Source organism: Streptomyces sp. NPDC021020, assembly GCF_044333285.1.
Classification (GTDB): domain Bacteria; phylum Actinomycetota; class Actinomycetes; order Streptomycetales; family Streptomycetaceae; genus Actinacidiphila.
Map to the genome: position 1 here is coordinate 230,902 of NZ_JBIRQQ010000007.1, position 18,026 is coordinate 248,927.

The window sequence follows — 18,026 nt, forward strand, 5'->3', positions numbered from 1 at the left end:
GGCTCTCGTCTCCGGGGTACCGGACGAGAGGGCCGAAGAGGGTGCAGTAGAACGCGAGTTGCCCGACACAGCTGCCCGTGCCTCCCATAGCGGTGTTGGACGGCTCTGCCGAGCCGCGGGACCGCTCGCATCCTAAAGTAAGGATAGCCTTACTTAACAGGCCCTCCGGATGGGCCGCCTCCGCGGGGACAGGAACTGAGGTTAAGCTCACCTAACCTGCCCCCTCAGGGTTGCGCCCGCAGCCCGCCGTCACAGCGCATGGAGAACGGCAAGTGACTCTCGTGGCTCAAGCAGCCCCCGGCAGAAGGCTCCGCACCACCGTGCTGGTGACGGTGATCGTCGCCCTGCTCCTCCTGCTGTCCCTCCTGTCCGTGGCGCTCGGCGCGCTCAGCATCCCGCTGGACCAGGTCGCGGGCACCCTGTTCGGCCATCCGCCCGGCCGGCTCGTGGACAACGTCATCTGGTCGGTGCGGGTGCCCCGCACGCTGACCGGCCTGTGCACGGGGGCCGCGCTCGGCCTGTCCGGCGCGCTGATGCAGGCACTGACCCGCAACCCCCTCGCCGACCCCGGCATCCTCGGGGTCAGCGCCGGCGCGTCCTTCGCGATCGTCCTGGCGGTCGCGGTGTTCGGGGTCGCCTCGCTGTACGGCTACGTGTGGTTCGCCTTCGGCGGCGCACTGGTCGCGAGCGTCGTGGTCTTCCTGCTCGGCCGGACGGGGCGGTCCGGGGCGACCCCGGTCAAGCTGGCGCTGGCCGGCGTGGGCGTCACCTCGCTGCTGTCGTCGTTCACCAGCGCCGTGGTGCTCACCGACCAGGACGCGCTGGACCGCTACCGCTTCTGGTCGGCCGGCACGCTGGCCGACGTGGACTCCGGCGACCTGCTGCGGATCGCGCCCTTCCTCGCCGTCGGCGCCGTCCTCGCGCTGTCCTGCGCGCCCATGCTCAACTCCCTGGCCCTCGGCGACGACGTGGCCACCTCGCTGGGGCGGCGGCTGGGCCTGATACGGCTGCAGGGCGTCACCGCGGTCATGCTGCTGACCGGCGCGTCGGTCGCGGTCATCGGGCCGGTGGTCTTCCTGGGCCTGGTGGTCCCGCACATCGCCCGGGTCCTCGCCCAGGCCGCCGGGATCGGCCCCGACCACCGCTGGCTGCTGCCGCTGTCGGCCGCTCTGGCGCCCGTCCTGCTGCTGTCCGCCGACATCCTGGGCCGGATGGTGGACCGCCCGACCGAGATCCAGGCGGGCGTCCTGGTCGCCTTCCTCGGCGGCCCGTTCTTCATCGTCCTGGTCCGCCGCCGCAAGCTCGCGGAGGTCTGACCGTGGCCCTGCACCCCTCCCCCGCCGCCCGCCGCGCGGTCCTGCGCGACCGGCCCTTCCGGCTGGCGGTGCCGCCGGTGTCCGGCGTGCTGCGCCCCCGCCTGGTGCTGACCGGCGCGGTCATGGCCGCCGCGGCGTTCCTGCTCTTCTGCTGGGGCCTGGCCGTCGGCGACTACCCGGTGTCCCTGCCGGACGTCGTCAAGGCGCTGTTCGGCGCCGGCGACCCCGGCACCCTGACCGTCGTCCGCGACCTGCGGCTGCCGCGCGCCCTGGTCGGGCTGCTGGTCGGCGTGGCGTTCGGGGTCTCCGGCGCGGTCTTCCAGACGATGACCCGCAACCCGCTGGCCAGCCCCGACATGATCGGCCTCACCGAGGGCGCCGGCACCGCCGTGGTGGCGGCGCTGGTCCTGGGCTGGACCGGGGGCCTCGGCCTGTCGACGCTGGGCCTGCTCGGCGCGCTCGCGACCGCGCTGCTGGTGTACGCGCTGGCGTGGCGCGGCGGGGCCACCGGCTACCGCATCATCCTGGTCGGCATCGGCGTGTCGTGGATCTGCACCAGCGCCACCGACTTCCTGGTGGCGCGCGGCAACCGCTTCGAGGCGCAGGAGGCGACCGGCTGGCTGGTCGGCAACCTCAACGGCCGCACCTGGGGCCAGGTGGACTCGCTGGCCGTCGCGCTCGCCGTGCTGCTGCCCGTCACCTTGGGCATGGGCCGCTGGATGCGCACGCTCCAGCTCGGCGACGACGTCGCCGCCGGGCTCGGCACACCCGTGCAGCGCGTCCGGCTCGCCCTGCTGCTGGCCGCGGTGGGGCTGGTCGCCTTCGGCACGGCGGCGGCGGGACCGGTGGCCTTCGTGGCGCTGGCCTGCCCGCAGATCGCCCAGCGGCTGGCCGGCACCTCGGCGCCGCCCCCGCTCGTCTCCGGTCTCACCGGCGCGTTCGCCGTCCTCGGCTCCGACCTCCTCGCACGCGAGGCGATCCGCGGGACGGAACTGCCAGTCGGGATCGTCACCGGCGCCCTGGGCGCGCCGGTCCTGCTGTGGCTGCTCATCCGCGCCAACCGCGCGGGCTCTGGAGGCTGATCCGATGTCGACCACCGACTCCCGCGTACCGCGCCCGTCCGCCGGTGCCGCCGCTCCCCCGACCGTCGCCGACCCGCCGCCCGGCCCGCGATTGCAGGCCAGGAAGCTGCATCTGGCCTACGACGGCCGCCCGGTGGTGGAGGACCTCGACCTCGACGTGCCCTCCGGGCGGATCACCGCGGTCGTCGGCGCCAACGCGTGCGGCAAGTCGACGCTGCTGCGGGCCCTGGCCCGGCTGCTCGCCCCGCGCGCGGGCGCGGTCGAGCTGGACGGCGCCGCGCTGCGCTCCCTGCCCACCCGCGAGCTGGCCCGCAAGCTCGGCATCCTGCCGCAGACACCCGTGGCCCCCGAGGGGCTGACCGTGGGCGACCTGGTGGGCCGGGGCCGCGCGCCGCACCAGACCTGGTGGCGGCAGTGGTCCGCGGCGGACGAGGAGGCGGTGAACGCGGCGCTCGCGGCGACCGACCTGGCGGACCTGGTGGACCGGCCGGTGGACGAGCTGTCGGGCGGCCAGCGGCAGCGCGCCTGGATGGCCATGGCCGTCGCCCAGGGCACCCCGGTACTGCTGCTGGACGAGCCGACGACGTATCTCGACCTGGCCCACCAGATCGACGTGCTGGACCTGATCACCGACCTCAACCGGCGCGAGGGCCGCACCGTCGTGATGGTGCTGCACGACCTCAACCAGGCCTGCCGCTACGCCGACCACGTGATCGCCATGAAGGCCGGCCGGATCGTCGCGGAGGGCGCGCCGGCCGAGGTGGTCACCGAGGCCACCGTCGAGGACGTCTTCGGGCTGCGCTGCCGCGTCGTCCCCGACCCGGTCAGCGGCACCCCGCTGGTCATCCCGATGGGCCGCCACCACGACGACACGAAGGCCCCCGTGCCGGCCGCCGAGGCGGGCTGACGGGCGGTACGGGCCCGGCCATCGGCCGGGCCCCCCGCCGGGGCCGCTACGGGCGGGACGTCAGATAGCCGCCCATGGTGCGGAAGTAGTCGGCCGCCGCGTGCTCCGTGCCGTCGTCGGTGCGCACCCTGCGCACCAGCAGCCCCCGCTCGCGTCCGCTGTACGCGTCGGCGCCCGCGACGACCACCACGCCGTCGCCCTCCCGGATGAAGATCCGGCCCGGGGTGCCGCCGTAGCGGCCCTCGGAGACGGCCGCGGAGACGATCCTCAGCCGCTCCCCGCGGTGGAAGGCGTACGCGTTGGGGTACGGGTCGGACTGGGCGCGCACCAGCCGCTCCAGGCGCTCGGCGGGCCACGTCCAGTCGATGCGGCTGTCCTCGGCGGCGCGCTTGTGGAAGAAGCTGGCGCGGGCGGGGTCCTGCGGCATCCACTGCCCGGCCGCCTGCCCGGAGGCGATCAGGCCGAGGGACTCCCGCACGATCGGGGCGATCAGGTCCACGGTCCGGTGGAAGAGGTCGGTCGCCGTATCGGCGGGCCCGACCGGCACCGAGCGCTGCACCAGGATGTCGCCCGCGTCGAGCCGCTCGGTCATCCGGTGCGCGGTCACCCCGACGCGGTCCTCGCCGTTGATCAGCGCCCAGATGAGGGGCGAGAAGCCGGCGTAGGCCGGCAGCAGCGAGTCGTGGATGTTGAGGGTGCCGTGCGGCGGCAGGTCGAACAGCTCCGGCGGCAGCCAGGTCCGCCAGTTGTTCGCGACGACGATGTCCGGCCGGGAGTCCCGTACGGCCGCGAGCAGTTCGGCGTCGTCGGGACGGTTGCGCAGCAGGACCGGGACACCGTGCTTGGCGGCGAGTTCCGCCACGTTGTCGTCCCAGATCTTCTCGTAGGCGTGCTCGCTCTTCGGATGGGTGATGACCAGGACCACCTCGTGCTCGGAGTCCAGCAGCGCCTGAAGCGTGCGGTGACCCCAGGTCTGGTAACCGAGCATGACGACCCGCATGACAGTTCTTCCCCTCCGAAGGCTCCATTGCTAGGTAAGGCTTACCTTATCTAGCATGGGCCTGCCTGAGGGAGGCGATACCGAAGTGAAGTCACCGCACATGGGTTCCGACGTCGTCCACGACATCATCGGCGTGGGTTTCGGCCCGTCAAATCTCGCTCTGTCCATCGCGGTCGAGGAGCACAACGCGGGGCTCACAGCAGCAGACCCCCGGCTCGAGGCGCTCTTCCTGGAGCGCCAGCCGCGCTTCGGCTGGCACCGCGGCATGCTCATCGACGACGCAACGATGCAGGTGTCCTTTCTCAAGGACCTCGTCACCCTGCGCAACCCGACCAGCGACTACAGCTTCCTGTGCTTCCTGCACGAGCGGGGCCGGCTGATCGACTTCCTGAACCAGAAGACGCTCTTCCCGCTGCGGGTGGAATTCCACGAGTACTTCGAGTGGGCCGCCGCCCGGGTCGCGCACCTGGTCGCGTACGGCAGCGAGGTGACCGGGGTGGTCCCGGTACGGGACGGCGACGGGCACGTGGCCTGCTTCGACGTCACCAGCCGCGACGCCGCCGGGACCGGACCGTCCGTCACCCGCCGGGCGCGCAACATCAGCGTCGCCGCGGGCCTGGAACCGCACGTGCCGCCGGGCCTGGAGCTGGGCGACCGCGTCTGGCACAACAGCCGGCTGATACCGCGGGCCGCCGAACTGGCCGCCGCGGGCGAGCCCGTCCGGCGCATCGTGGTGCTCGGCGCGGGCCAGAGCGCCGCCGAGGCGGTGGACTACCTGCACCGCACCTTCCCCGACGCCGAGGTGTGCTCGGTCTTCACCAAGTACGGCTACACCCCGGCCGACGACAGCCCGTTCGCCAACCGGATCTTCGACCCCGAAGCGGTCGACGTCTACTTCTCGGCGCCGTCCGAGGTCAAGCAGTCGCTGCTGGACTACCACCGCTCCACCAACTACTCGGTGGTGGACATGGAGCTGATCGAGTCGCTGTACGCCACCGCCTACCGGCAGAAGGTGGCCGGCCGCGAACGGCTGCGCTTCCTCAACATCTCCCGCATCCGCGATGTCGAGCCGGGCGCCGGCGGCCTCGACGTCACGGTGGAGTACCTGCCGACCGGTGAGCGGCAGGTGCTGGAGGCCGACGTGCTGGTGCTCGCCACCGGCTACCGCCCGCGCGACCTGACGGCGCTGCTCGGCGAGGCCGCCAAGCTCTGCCTGCGCACCGACGGGGACGCCGTCCGGGTCGGCAGGGACCACCGGGTCGAGACGGTGCCGGAGGTCAGCGCCGGCATCTACCTCCAGGGCGCCACCGAGCACAGCCACGGGCTGACCAGCACGCTGCTGTCGACCGTGGCGGTGCGGGCCGAGGAGATCCACCGCTCGGTGCTGGCCGGGCACGGGGCCGGCTGAGCCGCTCCGGCGCGCCCCGCGGGGTCGGGGCGCGCCGGGCCCCGCGGGGTGTCAGCCGGCCGCGTTCAGCAGGTCCAGGACGCTCTGCTGGCAGCCGTAGTCGCTGCTGCCCGCGCCGCCCGCCCAGTGCGGGCCGTACTGGTCGAGGGCGTTGCGGTCGTGGGCGTAGGCGGAGTCGGCCCAGGTGTTCAGCACGCCGCTGTAAGGGCGGCCGGACAGCGCCGTGTTCAGCTTGCCCAGGCCCCGTACGTAGGCGCCCTTGAAGCTGGGGCCGTCGCCGGTGCAGGAGTCGCCCTCGCCGGGCTCGCGCAGCACCCCGTTCTGCGCGAGCCGTACGGTGGAGGCGTCGGCGAGGGTGCGGGCCGTGGTCAGCAGCCCGGAGTCACCGGTGGCGCGGGAGAGTTCGGTGAGCGCGCCGAGGATCACGCCCTGGTTGTACGTCCACGCGGTCTGGCCGTTGTTGGCGCAGGCGCCGGTGAGGCCGTCGTTGACCATGTGGTCGCCGTTGACCATCCCGCTGCCCTGGAACCACGCCCATTCGGCCCGCGCCCGGCCGAGGTAGGCGGTGTCGCCCGCGATGCGGTTGTGCAGGGCCGCGGTGAGCTGGAGGTACAGCTCGTTGGTGACGGCGTTCTTGTACGACCGGGCCTGGCTCCACCACACGCCGCCGCCGCAGGTGCCGTCCCAGTAGGCGGTCATGTGGTCGGCGTCGGCGCGGGCGGTCGCCAGGTAGCGGCTGTCGCCCGTCAGGTCGTACGCGTCGACCCAGGCCAGTCCCCACCAGCCGGTGTCGTCCAGGTAGTCGTTGGTGAAGTTGCCCTGCTGGGCGCCGAGGTTGGCGTCGTAGGTCTCGGCGATCGCGTAGCGGTAGCTGGGCATGCCGGACACCCGGGCGTTGTCGATGACCGCGGTCAGCGCGTTGGCGCCGGTCCACCAGCCGTTGCCGCCGAAGAGCTTGGTGCCGCGGTCGAAGGACGCCATCAGCGCGGTCGCCGCGGCCGTCCGCCGGTCCCAGGCGTTCCAGGTGGTGCGCGCCCACGGGGTGCAGGCGATGTCGGGGCGGTCGCCCGCCTTGCCGCAGGCGCGCAGCGCGCCGACGCCCTCGGTGTTCCAGTCGTCGACGTTGTACATGAGGGTGCGCCAGCCGCGCTGCCCGGCCGGGGTGGTCGTGTCGCCGAGCTTGCTGCCCGAGCTCCAGGTGCGGCCGCCGTCGAAGGAGCGGTCGAGCCACACCTCGTCGCCGGGGTCGCCGTTGTCGATGGACGCCCAGCCCATCGCGTCGGCGTCGTCGAAGTGCAGGGTCAGGGTGCGGGAGAAGATGCCCGCGGTGACGGGCTGCCGGTCCTGGGTGCTCAGCGCCGGGTCGCGGGTGTCGCAGTAGGCGTTGCAGATCGCCGCCGCCGCGGCCGCGGTGCCGGTGGGGGCGGCCGCGGCGGCCGGGCTCGCCGCGTGGACGCCGGAGGCGCCGAGCAGCAGCGCCGCGAGCGCCGCCGTGAGGGCGGTCAGCGGGGACCGCAGGAGGTGCAGACGCATGATGACCTTTCAGGTCTGGTCGACACTGTTCGTCCGCCGCGGGGCTCCGGGGTCGGACAACGTTGTCAACGGGGAGGGAGGTCCTGAAAGCAACAGATGCCGCCGAAAGCGAACTGCGAACGCCGGGTGCTGTCAATGCACCGGGCCCGGAAGGTACGGACCAGCGGCCCGCCCGTCCGCCGGTTTCCCGTGGCGCGGGGCGCGGAATGCCCGTCGCGCGGGGGTGTTCGCCGTAAGGTGAGCGGCACCGGAGGGCCGGAGGCCGAGGGAGCCCAGGGATGACGCGGTATCTGATCTCGTTCGACGACGGCACGATGGTCATCCCGGCGGAGGATCTGCCTGAGGTGGCCGAGGCCGCCCACGCGGTGGTGCGGGAGGCCCAGGCGGCGGGCGTATGGGTCTTCGGCGGCGGGCTGGAGAGCCAGCGGGCGAGCGTGGTGGCCACCGACGGTACGGTCACGGACGGCCCCTACCCGGAGACGAAGGCCGTCCTCGGCGGCTTCTCGATCGTCGATGTGCCCTCACGCGAGGAGGCGCTGCGCTGGGCGGCCGACTTCGCCGCGGCGTGCCGCTGCGCGCAGGAGGTCCGGGAGATCATGACCGATCCGGACGTCTGACCGGAAGGCCGCGCCGCGTGGGGCTCGCACGCGGGGACTTCGGCCGCGGCGCGGCATGGCAGGATGCGGCGGCATGGCGGACGAGGGTGCTTTCCGGGCGGGGCAGACGGCGCTGGTCGTGCGGGTCCCGGAGGCGGAGCCGGTGGTGGGCGCGTGGCGCGGGCGGCTCGACCCGTCGGCCCGCGCGGGAGTGCCGGCGCATGTCACGGTGCTCGTGCCCTTTCTCGACGAGAGCCGCCTCGACCGCGGGACGCGGGACGACCTCGCGGCGCTCCTCGCCGCCCGCCCCGCCTTCGACGTGGCGTTCGCTCGGTGCGGGCGCTTCCCCGGTGTGCTGTACCTCGTCCCCGAGCCGGCCGGCCCGCTGGCCGCCCTGACCGCCGCGGTCGCCGCGCGCTGGCCGGAGGCGCCCCCGTACGGCGGGCGGTTCGCCGGGGTCGTCCCGCATCTGACGGTCGCCGACGGCCAGGACGAGGCCGTCCTCGCGGACGTCGAGGCCGGCCTCGCCGCCGGGCTCCCGATCACCTCGCGTGTGCGCGCGGTGGACCTGATGGCCTTCGACGGCGCGCGCTGGCAGCCGCGCGCGTCGTTCCCGCTCGGGCGGTGAGCCGGCGGGCCGTCAGCCCCGCGGTTCCAGCAGGCGTACGGCGTCGGCGGCGGGCGGGGAGAGGGACGGTTCGCGCAGCTCGGCCAGCGGGATCCAGGCCGCCGCGTCGGTGGTGCCGTCGGTCTCGGTCACGGCCGGGGGTGCTCCGCCGACCTCCACGGCATAGAAGAGCGCGGTCAGGTGCCAGTCCACGCCGAGCCTGCTCGCCGCGTAGGTGCGGGCGTCGAGGAGGCGGGCGGTGGTGAGGGCGAGGCCGGTCTCCTCGTGGAGTTCGCGGGTGAGGGCCTCGACCGGCTGCTCGCCGGGGTCGATGCCGCCGCCGGGGAGGTGCCACAGGCCCGGGGCGAAGACGGGTGAGGTGTCGGCGAGGCGGGACAGCAGCAGGCGGCCGTCGCGCGGCGCGACGGCGTAGGCGGAGACCCGGGTCCGCACGCTCATCCCGTGGTCCCCGGGAGGCGGCTCGCGGCGGTGTCGTTCGGTCGGCCGGTCATGGCGCACGAGCGTAACCGGCCGCGGGCGGCTCCGGCAGGACGACCGGTGTGAACTCCGGCATACTCGCCGGCGTCCGGCGCCGCCTGCCGGACGATCCGCACACGGCCCGGGTGGTCTTCGAGCACCGGCACCTGCGTGGTGCCGACCGCCCCGAGGCGGATCCCGCCGGGCAGGCGACGGAAATCCTGCGGGAGTTCGGCCCCGTGCGCGCGGGCACGCCCGCGGGGGATTTCGACGTCGTCGACCTCGTCGACGCCCCCGGCCGGGCGGTGACGGGCCATCACCAGGACGTCCTGACGTACGTGGCTCCGGAGGAGCCGGACGACCACCGCACCCTCGCCGTCGGCCTGTCCGGACGCTCCAGGCGGCACGACGACGGCACCGCCCTGCACGTCGTCCACGTCGAGGACCGGCGGGGCGACGGGGTGCCCGCGCGGTAGCTCCGGCCCGGGACCCCGCCCCGGAAGGGGCCGCGCTCAGGGCAACCGCACGGCGAGCAGGGCGATGTCGTCGTCCGCGCCGGCGCCGGTGCCGTGCAGCAGCCGCTCGACGAGCGCCCCCACCGGCTCGGCGGCGTGGGAGGACGCCTCGCGGCGCAGCCGGGTCATACCGCGGTCGAGCACCTCGCCGCGGCGCTCGACGAGGCCGTCGGTGTAGAGCAGCAGGGTGGATCCGGCGGGCAGCGGGGCCCGGTTCTCGACGCGGTCGATCTCGACGCTGACGCCGAGCGGCAGGCCGCCGGGCGCGTCGAGGTAGCGGCTGTCGCCGTCGGCGGTCACCAGCAGCGGCGGCGGGTGCCCGGCCCGCGACCACTCGACCGCCCACTGCCCGCCGGGTTCTTCCTTGAGCAGGGCGTACACGCAGGTGGCGGTGGTGCCCGGGTGCAGGGTGTGGCTCGCGTGGTCGAGCCGGGAGAGGATCTTGCCGGCCGGCTCCTGCCGGTCGCAGGCCACGCCGCGCAGCATGTTGCGCAGCTGGCTCATCATGACGGTGGCCTGGAGGTCGTGTCCGGTGACGTCGCCGATGATCAGCGCGATGTCGCCCTGCGGCAGAACGAAGCAGTCGTACCAGTCGCCGCCGACCTCGGCGGTCGTCTGCGAGGGCTGGTATCCCGCCGCGATCCCCAGCGGGGCGATGGCGGGCAGCGGCGGCAGCAGCGAGCGCTGGAGCCGTTCGGCGATGCGCTGGGTCTCGCGGTGCAGCCGGTAGTTGTCCAGGCTCAGCCCGATGCGGTGGGCGAGGTCCTGCACCAGCGGCAGGTGCTCGGCCCCGAACGGCTCCCGCTCGGGCCCCCGCCCGAGCATGAGCGCCCCCAGCACCTCCCTGCGCACCAGCAGCGGCGCGACCAGCAGCGTCCCTGTGTCGAAGCGGTCGTACGGGGCCGGTTCGCGCTCGTGCGCGCCGCCGGGCCCCTGGGGGGACGGGAATTCCGCGTGCGGCACCAGCAGCGGTCCCTCGCCCCGCAGCGCGCGGGCGAGCGGGCCGCGCCCGGCGGGCGTGGCGACGGGCAGCGCGTAGGAGGCGTCGCCCACGCCGGCGTCGGCGAGCCGGTCCGGGTCGCGGTGGACCACCGCGACCTCGCGGACGCTGCCGTCGGCGACCGCGTGCACGGCGCACCAGTCGCCCAGCTGCGGCACCAGCGTGCGGGCCAGCCGGCGCATCCCGGCGTCCGCGTCCAGCGTGCTGGCGAGTGCCGTGGTGGCCGCGGACAGCAGCGCCAGCCGGTCCAGCGCGTCCTGGAGGGCCTGTCCTGTGTCGTCGTCCATGTCCAGCACCTGCTCCCGTGCCGTCCTATGCCTGCCCCGGGCAGGCCGGTCGATGCGCCGCCGCTCCGTGCGGGGCGCGCTGCGGCCCCGGTCGTGCGGTCAGTGCGCGGCGGGCGGCGGGGTGCGCAGCCGCACGTGCAGCTCGCCGTCCCGGACCCGGGTGTCGAAGGCGGGCTGCGGGGCGGTGGCCGGGCCGGCGGCGTTCCAGCCGTCGGCCAGCCGGAAGGCGCTTCCGTGCCAGGGGCAGCGCAGGCAGCCGTCCTCGACGCGCCCCTCCGACAGCGGGCCACCGTCGTGGCTGCACAGGTCGGCGAGCGCGGCGCAGGAGCCGTCGGCGTCGCGCACCACGGCGAGCGCCACGTCGCCCAGTGTACGGCGGACGGGGCGCCCGTGCGGCAGGTCGCCGACCGGGCCGACGGAATGCCAGCCGGGCGGCACCCGGTGTGCCACGGCCTCGGCGTGGTTGGCGCCGGACGCCTGGCGGTAGGCCAGATGGCCGCCCGCGGCCGCGGCGAGGCCCACCGAGCACAGTCCGGCGAGCGCGTAGGCCCGCCCGCGCAGCCGGTGGCCGGACAGCCGCGCGACGAGCGAGGCCGCGTACCAGCCCACGGCCGCGCAGTTGAGCGTGGCGTGCAGCAGCCCGACTCGGGCCTGCTCGGGTTCCAGTTCCGCCCAGTCGACGAGCCCGGCGACGGCGGCGGGCGCCGCGCCGCACAGCCCCGCGGCCACGAGGAGCCCTGCGGCCCGGCGGCCGCCGGGCGTCCAGTCCAGCAGCGCCGCGGACGTCCACGCGCCCACCGGCACCTCGACCATGACGGGATGCAGCGGGTGCCCCAGCCAGCGGCCGTGCAGGGCGTCCCGGCCGCCGCCGAGCGGGACGGCCCGCACCGCGCGCCGCAGCAGCTCGGCGGGGCCGTCCAGCGCCTCGGCCCGCTCGACGCGGCCCATCAGCGCCAGGACGCGCCCGGGTCCTTCCCGGTCCGGCAGTGCGCGGCGCAGCAGCCCCGCCGCCGTCGTCGCTCTTCCACGTGTCATCGGCTTACGGCCCTTTCCGGTCGCCCGGTCCGACCGTCGCACACCGCCGCCCGTGCGGCCCGTCCACCGCCGCCGCCCGGCGGGTACGACGTCGCAGGCATCGACGGCGCGGGGCGGGGCAGACGGCACCGCGGAGGTGTTCGCGATGGCCGCATTGCTTCTCGTTCTGCTGCTGGCCGTAATTCTCTTCGGCCTCGGTTTCGCACTGAAGGTCCTGTGGTGGGTAGCCGCCGTGGTCCTGGTCGTCTGGCTGCTCGGTTTCGTCTTCCGGGCCGCCGAGGGCGGCGGGCGCCGACGCTGGTACCGATGGTGACCTGCCGGAAAAGGCCCCGCGGTCCCGTCACCGGATGGGATGCCGCGGGGCCTTCCCGCGCCCGCGGCGGGGGCGCGCGCCCGCGGGGTCCGCGGCGGCGGCTTCGCCGTGCCGCTCGCGGCGCCCGTCCGGGCGCGGACCGCCCTGGCCCGCGAGGTCGGGGGTGCCCACCCGCGGCGGGAGGTCGGGGGTCATGCGGGTGCCGTCGGAGCTGTCCACGGGTTCTCCTTCGTGGTCGTGTGGTGCGCGGTTGCGCGCGCCGGTGTCGCGCGGGGGCCGCGCGGGGTCGGGTCAGCCGCCCGCGAGGCCGCGCTGGGCGCGGCTGAGCAGGGCGTTCACCGGGGGGAGCGAGAGGGCCGCGCGGGCGGCGTTGGCGCCGGGGGCGCCGTGCACCGCGCCGCCGGGGTGGGCGGAGGCGGAGGCCAGGAAGAGGCCGCGCACGGGCGTCTCCGGGCGGCCGAGGCCGGGCACCGGGCGGAAGAGCAGTTGCTGGTGGAGTGCGGTGGTGCCGCTGTTGATCGCGCCGCCCTGGAGGGCCGCGTCCCTCGCCTGGAGCGTGGGGGGCGCGAGGATCCGCCGGGCGCGGACGAGGGCGCGGAAGCCCGGCGCGTAGCGCTCGACGTGGCGCTCGATCCGGTCGGCCATCGCGTTGCGCTCGCGGGCGTCCCAGGCGCCGGTGATGCCGTCGGCGCCCGCGTCTCCCGCCACGGTCTGCGGTACGTGGGTGTAGGCCCAGGCCGACTCGGTGCCGGCCGGGGAGCGGGTGGGGTCGGCGGTGGTCATCTGGCCGAAGAGCGCGAAGGGGCGGTCCGGTACGCGGCGGGTGGCCAGTTGCGCCGCGAAGCGCGTCAGGTCGTCCACGCCGTCGGCGAGGTGCAGCGTGCCCGCGCGGGTGGCGGGCCGCGCCGTCCAGGGCACCGGGCCGTCGAGCGCCCAGTCGACCTTGAAGGTCGAGAAGTCCCACTGGAAGTGCTCCAGCTGGCGCAGCAGCCCGTCCGGCAGGTCCGCCGGGCGCAGCATGCTCCCGTACAGCAGCGGCGCCGGGACCGCGGCCAGCACCGCGCGGCGGGCGGGCACCTCCTCGCCGCTCGCGGTGCGCACCGCGACCGCGCGCCCGGAGCGCACCACGACATCGGCGACGCGCTCGCCGCAGCGCACGGTGCCGCCGCGCCGCTCCAGCCGTCCGGCCAGCGCGGTGGTGAGCGCGCCCGCGCCGCCGACGGGCACGGGGAAGCCGACGGCCTGGCCGAGCATCGACATCAGCCAGCCGAAGGCGCCGCTGCCCGCGCTCTCCGGTGCGAGGTCGGCGTGCAGGGCGTTGCCCGCGAGCAGCACCCGGCCGCCCTCCCCCGCAAACTGCTCCTCGCCCAGCCTGCGGGCCGGCAGCAGCATCATCCGCGCGAAGCGCAGCCCGCCGGCCGCCCGCAGCCGCGCCGCCAGCCGGGCTCCGGCCCGCAGCGGCGGGAAGGGGGTGAAGAGGGAGTCCAGCAGGCTGCCGCCGAGGCGCTGCCAGAGGGCGTACCACTCGTGCCACGCCTCGCCGTCGCCGGCCGCGAAGGAGTCGGCGCTGCCCGCCGTGACGTCCGGGTCGCGGTCGAGCAGCGCGCAGCGGCCGTCGGGGAGCGGGTGGGCGAGGACGGTGGGCGCATGGCTCCAGCGCAGCCCCTCCTTCTCCAGCTCCAGCGCGTGCAGGGCGCGCGAGGCGGCGGCCATCGGGTAGAAGGCGCTGAAGACGTCGGTGACGAAGTCCGGGTCCACGCCCCGGTCGCTGCGGACGGCGCCGCCGGGTTCGTCCTGCGCCTCCAGGACCTCGACGCTCCATCCGGCGTCGGCCAGCACGTTCGCGGCGACCAGGCCGTTGGGCCCGGCGCCGACGACGACGGCGTCAGGCACCGGGACCACCGTCCCCTCCGCCCGGGGCGTTGCGCGCCCTGCCCTCCACGACCTCGGCGAGCCGCGCGAGCATACGGCGGTGCCGCCACTGCAGGACGGCGTCCACGGCCGCGTTGTGGATGCTGCCGGCGAAGCCCGTGAGCGGGTGCTCGTCCACGATGACCAGGCTGTCGTCGCCCCACGGGCGGACCTCGATGTCGACGCGCGCGGTGCCGAGCGCGCCGCTGTCGACCTCCAGCGCGAGCCGCGACGGGCGGTGCTGCTCGCGGACGACCGTGCTGCCCGACAGCGACCAGGGTCCGAGCTTGACGTCGTAGTCCAGGCTCGCGCCCTCCTGGGGCCAGTCGCCGCTGCCGCCGTGCGACTCGGACGTCCCGGCGACCCAGTCGGCGTAGGCGTCGCGGTCGGCGAGCACCTTCCACACGTCCTCGCGTGGGCGTCTGACGAGCTGGTGGCGTACGGCCATGTCGGGCCTCCTGGTCCGCGGAGTCACACAGGGGCGCATTTCCTCCGATACCGCCGCAAAACACCCTGGCGACCCGTTTCGCGGCGGACATCCGGGGCACCCGCACCTGTGGCCGCCCGAGTCCCGCCACGGGCCGGGCACGGCCGGACAGCCGGCACGCCGGAAGGGAAGGTGGAGACGTATGCGCGCCACCGTGTGGCACGGCAAGCGGGACGTACGGGTGGAGCACGTCCCCGATCCACGGATCGAGGAGGACACCGACGCCGTCATCCGCATCACCTCGTCCGGGCTGTGCGGTTCCGACCTGCACCTGTACGAGGTCCTGACGCCGTTCATGACACCGGGCGACATCCTCGGGCACGAGCCGATGGGCATCGTCGAGGAGACGGGCCCGGCGGTCGGCAACCTCAAGCCGGGCGACCGCGTCGTCGTCCCCTTCCAGATCGCCTGCGGCACCTGCTGGATGTGCTCGCGCGGCCTGTTCACGCAGTGCGAGACCACGCAGGTCACCGAGTTCGACATGGGCGCGCGGCTGTTCGGCTACACCAAGCTGTACGGGGCGGTGCCGGGCGCGCAGGCGGAGTACCTGCGCGTACCGCAGGCGCAGTTCGGCCCGGTCAAGGTGCCGCACGGCCCGGACGACGACCGCTTCGTCTACCTCTCCGACGTCCTGCCGACGGCGTGGCAGGCGGTGACGTACGCCGATGTGCCGAAGGACGGCAGCATCGCGGTGCTGGGCCTCGGTCCGATCGGCGCGATGTCCTGCCGGATCGCCAGGCACCTGGGGGCCGGCACGGTCATCGGTGTCGACCTGGTCCCGGAGCGGCTGGAGCGGGCCCGCGCGGACGGTGTGACCGTGCTCGACCTGCGCGCGTACGGCTCGAAGGAGGAGCTGGTCGGCGCCGTCAGGGACCTCACCGACGGGCGCGGCCCGGACGCGGTCGTGGACGCGGTCGGCACCGAGGCGCACGGCAGCCAGGCCGCCCGCCTCGCCCAGACCGCGGCCGGCATGCTGCCGTCCGCGTGGGCGGAAAAGCTCATGCAGGTCGCCGGGGTCGACCGGCTGGCCGCGCTGGACCTGGCCATCGCCCTCGTACGGCGCGGCGGCACGATATCGGTCAGCGGCGTCTACGGCGGCGCGGCCGACCCGCTGCCGCTGCTGACGATGTTCGACAAGCAGGTCCAGCTGCGCATGGGGCAGGCCAACGTCCGCCGCTGGACGGACGACATCCTGCCGCTGCTCACCGACGACGACCCGCTGGGCGTGGACGGCTTCGCCACGCACCACGTGCCGCTCGACGAGGCGCCGGACGCGTACGCCACCTTCCAGAAGAAGGAAGACGGCGCCATCAAGATGCTCTTCCGGCCGTGACCGGAAGCGGATCCGCCGTCCCGACGCGCGGACCGGACTTGCGAGGAGGCGGGAATCCCGTGATCACAGCGGTGCGGCAGACCACCGAGCTGGCGTCGTCGAGCGTCACCGCGTGGGCCGTGATCTTCGGCATCATCATCATCGGCGTGCTGATGCTCGCCTTCTGGTGGGGCGCCCGGGCGCTGCAGCGCCGCCGCGGCCCCGCGCGCGGGCCGCAGCCCCGCGCCGGCTCCTGGCACGAGCCGCAGGAGCGCGAGACCCACCACTCGGCGAGGGCCGCACGCGAGGAGGACGCAGGGGCCGAGTCGTGGCACGAGCCCCGGGAGGACGAGACCCGCCACTCGGCCCGGTCGCACGACCGCGACGGGCGGGGCTGACGGCACGGAGCGCGCAGGACCGGGTGACTCCGGGCCGTGCCGGCTCCGGCCGGTACGGCTGCCCGGAGAGGTCGCGTGCCCGCCCGGCGCCCCTTCCGCGGGGTGCGGATAGCGGCGGGTGGTGCGGGTACGCGCCGGGTGAGCGAGGTGGGAGGAGGCCGCCGCCATGGCCGCACGGGACAGACTGGCCGAATACCGCCACCGGCGGGATTTCGCGCGGACCCGCGAGCCCGAGGGACGTGCGGGCGCGGACGGCGGCGGCGAGCCGTCCTTCGTGGTGCAGATCCACGACGCGAGTTCCCTGCACTTCGACTTCCGGCTGGAGGCCGACGGCGTGCTGAAGTCGTGGGCGGTGCCCAAGGGGCCGTCCGACGACCCGCACACCAAACGGCTCGCGATGCCGACCGAGGACCACCCGCTGGACTACCGCGGCTTCGAGGGAGCCATCACGGCGGGCGAGTACGGCGCGGGCACGGTCATCGTGTGGGACGAGGGCACGTACGAGAACGCCACCGAGGACCGCCGCGGGCGCCCGGTGCCCCTCGCCGAGGGCGTGGAGCGCGGCCATGTGTCCTTCCGGCTCGCGGGCCACAAGCTGCACGGCGGCTGGTCGCTGACCCGCATCCGGGGTTCCGGCGAGGACGGCGGCCGGGAGGCGTGGCTGCTCGTCAAGCGCGCGGACGCGCAGGCCGGGCGGCACGCCACGCCCGACCCGCGGCGCGCCCGGTCCGCGCTCAGCGGCCGCACGCTGGGGCAGATGCGCGCGGCGGCGGAGGCGGGCGAGGCGGACACCTGGCACAGCGACAGGTCCGGCGACGGGCCGGATTCATGAGCCGGCCGCTGCTGGACCGCCTGAGCGAGCGGGAGCGCGGCATGCTGCGGCCCGCCGGACCCGACCCGGGCGACCCGATGCTGGCCCGGCTCAGCGATGTGCGCAGCTTCGGCGAGGGCTGGATCTTCGAGCGCAAGCTGGACGGCATCCGCATGCTGGCCTCGCGCGACCGGGACGGGCGGGTGGAGCTGTGGTCCCGCACCGGGCAGCGGCTGAACGCCACCTACCCGGAGGTCGCCGCGGCGCTCGCCGAGCAGGCCTGCCCGGACTTCGTGGTGGACGGCGAGATCGTCGCGCTGCACCGCGGCCGTACCGACTTCGCCCTGCTCCAGCAGCGCAGCGGCCTCACCGACCCGGCCGCGGTGCGGGCCGCCGGCGTCACCGTCACGTACTACCTCTTCGACCTGCTGCGGCTCGGCGGGGTCGACACCACCGGGCTGCCGCAGCGGGCCCGCAAGGCGCTGCTGCGCGACGCGCTGGACTTCCGGGCGCCGCTGCGCTTCACCCCGCACCGCAACCACGGCGGGCAGGAGCTCCTGGACCGGGCGTGCGGCTGGGGCTGGGAGGGGCTGATCGCCAAGCGGGCGGCGGCGCCGTACGCGCACCGCCGCTCGCCGAACTGGCTCAAGCTCAAATGCGCCGCCGGCCAGGAGCTGGTGGTCGGCGGCTTCACCGAGCCGGCCGGCAGCCGGCTCGGCTTCGGCGCCCTGCTGGTCGGCTACCACGAGGGCGGCCGGCTGCGGTACGCGGGCAAGGTCGGCACGGGCTACGACACGCGGACGCTGCGCGCGCTGCGGGAGCGGCTGGACGCGCTGGAGACCGGCCGCTCGCCCTTCGCCGACCCCGTCCGCGAGCGCACCGCGCACTGGGCGCGCCCGGAGCTGGTCGCGCAGGTGGCCTTCACCGAGTGGACCCGCGACGGCCGGCTGCGCCACCCGCGCTTCCTCGGCCTGCGCGAGGACAGGCGGCCCGCCGACGTGGTCCGCGAGCGGCCGCAGGGGAGGCGCTGA

Annotated in this window: 20 protein-coding genes; 12 read left to right on the forward strand and 8 right to left on the reverse strand. The window is 75.1% G+C overall.

The window, feature by feature from the left end; all coding sequences use genetic code 11:
• The first annotated feature begins 320 nt into the window (after positions 1-320).
• The 3 genes from ACH4SL_RS22310 to ACH4SL_RS22320 are packed head-to-tail and all read left to right on the forward strand — an operon-like array spanning position 321 to position 3,305.
• A complete protein-coding gene (locus ACH4SL_RS22310; protein WP_398448756.1) occupies positions 321-1,316 on the forward strand; it encodes a FecCD family ABC transporter permease in 996 nt (331 codons plus the stop codon).
• A gap of 2 nt (positions 1,317-1,318) precedes the next feature.
• Positions 1,319-2,398, forward strand: coding sequence for a FecCD family ABC transporter permease (locus ACH4SL_RS22315; RefSeq protein WP_398448167.1), 1,080 nt, complete (start codon positions 1,319-1,321; stop codon positions 2,396-2,398).
• A gap of 4 nt (positions 2,399-2,402) precedes the next feature.
• Positions 2,403-3,305, forward strand: coding sequence for an ABC transporter ATP-binding protein (locus tag ACH4SL_RS22320; RefSeq protein ID WP_398448169.1), 903 nt, complete (start codon positions 2,403-2,405; stop codon positions 3,303-3,305).
• A gap of 46 nt (positions 3,306-3,351) precedes the next feature.
• Here the strand turns inward: ACH4SL_RS22320 and ACH4SL_RS22325 are convergent, their stop codons facing one another.
• Entirely contained in the window at positions 3,352-4,305 is a 954-nt protein-coding gene (locus tag ACH4SL_RS22325; RefSeq protein WP_398448171.1) for a methionyl-tRNA formyltransferase, read from the reverse strand.
• A 100-nt stretch (positions 4,306-4,405) separates the two neighbouring features.
• On the opposite strand from ACH4SL_RS22325, the gene ACH4SL_RS22330 reads away from it, so the two are divergent.
• Positions 4,406-5,713, forward strand: coding sequence for a lysine N(6)-hydroxylase/L-ornithine N(5)-oxygenase family protein (locus ACH4SL_RS22330; RefSeq protein WP_398448758.1), 1,308 nt, complete (start codon positions 4,406-4,408; stop codon positions 5,711-5,713).
• Positions 5,714-5,764: 51 nt separating this feature from the next.
• On the opposite strand, the gene ACH4SL_RS22335 is transcribed toward ACH4SL_RS22330, so the two are convergent.
• The gene (locus tag ACH4SL_RS22335; protein WP_398448173.1) at positions 5,765-7,246 is read right to left on the reverse strand and encodes a glycoside hydrolase family 76 protein; all 1,482 of its coding nucleotides are present in this window, start codon (positions 7,244-7,246) and stop codon (positions 5,765-5,767) included.
• A 278-nt stretch (positions 7,247-7,524) separates the two neighbouring features.
• On the opposite strand from ACH4SL_RS22335, the gene ACH4SL_RS22340 reads away from it, so the two are divergent.
• Both ACH4SL_RS22340 and ACH4SL_RS22345 read left to right on the forward strand, forming a co-directional pair.
• Positions 7,525-7,863, forward strand: a complete 339-nt coding sequence (locus tag ACH4SL_RS22340) for a YciI family protein (protein ID WP_398448175.1) — start codon at positions 7,525-7,527, stop codon at positions 7,861-7,863.
• A gap of 73 nt (positions 7,864-7,936) precedes the next feature.
• Positions 7,937-8,470: a 2'-5' RNA ligase family protein gene (locus ACH4SL_RS22345; RefSeq protein WP_398448177.1), complete on the forward strand. Its 534-nt coding sequence runs from the start codon at positions 7,937-7,939 to the stop codon at positions 8,468-8,470.
• Positions 8,471-8,482: 12 nt separating this feature from the next.
• On the opposite strand, the gene ACH4SL_RS22350 is transcribed toward ACH4SL_RS22345, so the two are convergent.
• The gene (locus ACH4SL_RS22350; RefSeq protein ID WP_398448179.1) at positions 8,483-8,908 is read right to left on the reverse strand and encodes an NUDIX hydrolase; all 426 of its coding nucleotides are present in this window, start codon (positions 8,906-8,908) and stop codon (positions 8,483-8,485) included.
• 101 nt (positions 8,909-9,009) lie between these two features.
• Between ACH4SL_RS22350 and ACH4SL_RS22355 the strand changes: the two genes are divergently transcribed.
• Entirely contained in the window at positions 9,010-9,402 is a 393-nt protein-coding gene (locus tag ACH4SL_RS22355) for a hypothetical protein (protein WP_398448181.1), read from the forward strand.
• Between the two features lie 36 nt (positions 9,403-9,438).
• On the opposite strand, the gene ACH4SL_RS22360 is transcribed toward ACH4SL_RS22355, so the two are convergent.
• A complete protein-coding gene (locus ACH4SL_RS22360) occupies positions 9,439-10,728 on the reverse strand; it encodes a PP2C family protein-serine/threonine phosphatase (RefSeq protein WP_398448183.1) in 1,290 nt (429 codons plus the stop codon).
• Positions 10,729-10,827: 99 nt separating this feature from the next.
• The gene (locus ACH4SL_RS22365) at positions 10,828-11,763 is read right to left on the reverse strand and encodes a Rieske 2Fe-2S domain-containing protein (RefSeq protein WP_398448185.1); all 936 of its coding nucleotides are present in this window, start codon (positions 11,761-11,763) and stop codon (positions 10,828-10,830) included.
• Between the two features lie 145 nt (positions 11,764-11,908).
• Here ACH4SL_RS22365 and ACH4SL_RS22370 point away from each other — a divergent pair, with 145 nt between their 5' ends.
• Positions 11,909-12,076 carry a hydrophobic protein gene (locus ACH4SL_RS22370; RefSeq protein ID WP_398448187.1) on the forward strand — a complete coding sequence of 56 codons (168 nt, stop codon included), beginning with the start codon at positions 11,909-11,911 and terminating at the stop codon, positions 12,074-12,076.
• 27 nt (positions 12,077-12,103) lie between these two features.
• Here the strand turns inward: ACH4SL_RS22370 and ACH4SL_RS22375 are convergent, their stop codons facing one another.
• The 3 genes from ACH4SL_RS22375 to ACH4SL_RS22385 form a co-directional block, all read right to left on the reverse strand.
• The gene (locus ACH4SL_RS22375) at positions 12,104-12,295 is read right to left on the reverse strand and encodes a hypothetical protein (protein ID WP_398448189.1); all 192 of its coding nucleotides are present in this window, start codon (positions 12,293-12,295) and stop codon (positions 12,104-12,106) included.
• Between the two features lie 72 nt (positions 12,296-12,367).
• Complete coding sequence (locus ACH4SL_RS22380) at positions 12,368-13,969, reverse strand: phytoene desaturase family protein (RefSeq protein ID WP_398448191.1); 1,602 nt, start codon at positions 13,967-13,969, stop codon at positions 12,368-12,370.
• Positions 13,962-14,435 carry an SRPBCC family protein gene (locus ACH4SL_RS22385; RefSeq protein ID WP_398448193.1) on the reverse strand — a complete coding sequence of 158 codons (474 nt, stop codon included), beginning with the start codon at positions 14,433-14,435 and terminating at the stop codon, positions 13,962-13,964. Before ACH4SL_RS22385 ends, ACH4SL_RS22380 begins: the two co-directional genes overlap by 8 nt.
• Positions 14,436-14,616: 181 nt before the next feature.
• Here ACH4SL_RS22385 and ACH4SL_RS22390 point away from each other — a divergent pair, with 181 nt between their 5' ends.
• From ACH4SL_RS22390 to ligD, 4 genes are all read left to right on the forward strand, one after another.
• Positions 14,617-15,807 (forward strand): alcohol dehydrogenase catalytic domain-containing protein, encoded by a 1,191-nt coding sequence (locus tag ACH4SL_RS22390; protein WP_398448195.1) that lies wholly within the window; start codon positions 14,617-14,619, stop codon positions 15,805-15,807.
• Positions 15,808-15,866: 59 nt separating this feature from the next.
• Positions 15,867-16,184, forward strand: coding sequence for a DUF6479 family protein (locus ACH4SL_RS22395; protein WP_398448197.1), 318 nt, complete (start codon positions 15,867-15,869; stop codon positions 16,182-16,184).
• A gap of 166 nt (positions 16,185-16,350) precedes the next feature.
• Positions 16,351-17,016: a DNA polymerase ligase N-terminal domain-containing protein gene (locus ACH4SL_RS22400; RefSeq protein ID WP_398448199.1), complete on the forward strand. Its 666-nt coding sequence runs from the start codon at positions 16,351-16,353 to the stop codon at positions 17,014-17,016.
• Positions 17,013-18,026 (forward strand): non-homologous end-joining DNA ligase, encoded by a 1,014-nt coding sequence (gene ligD, locus ACH4SL_RS22405; RefSeq protein ID WP_398448201.1) that lies wholly within the window; start codon positions 17,013-17,015, stop codon positions 18,024-18,026. The genes ACH4SL_RS22400 and ligD overlap by 4 nt, the downstream gene beginning before the upstream one ends.